Below are 236 nucleotides of genomic sequence, written 5' to 3'. Positions count from 1 at the left end.
CATTACCAGAAAGAAAAGTGGTTTGAATGTCACCATTGGTACTTGAACTGGCTGTTAGCAAATGTCTCCACGATATAGAAGATGGGGCAGAGTTTATCGGTAAAAAGGGAACAATTAGAACGGCAAGAAATATAATTGAAAGATTATATTGCATACGTGCGGATAATTGCCTTTGCAATATATTTTTTAATCCCAGTAAACTACCTAAAAAAATACAAATGATGGCATTACACAGT

Annotated in this window: 1 protein-coding gene; it reads left to right on the top strand. The window is 34.7% G+C overall.

Features of this window, described 5'->3' with window-relative positions; translation table 11 throughout:
• Positions 1-26: 26 nt before the first annotated feature.
• The coding region (locus LI149_RS15305) for a hypothetical protein (RefSeq protein ID WP_227143639.1) at positions 27-236 on the top strand (210 nt) is incomplete at its 3' end.

It is taken from the genome of Dorea sp. 210702-DFI.3.17 (genome assembly GCF_020560825.1).
In the GTDB taxonomy this organism is placed as follows: domain Bacteria; phylum Bacillota; class Clostridia; order Lachnospirales; family Lachnospiraceae; genus Dorea; species Dorea formicigenerans.
Note: the sequence above shows the minus strand (reverse complement) of the source record. Positions and strands in the feature narration are given on the sequence as shown.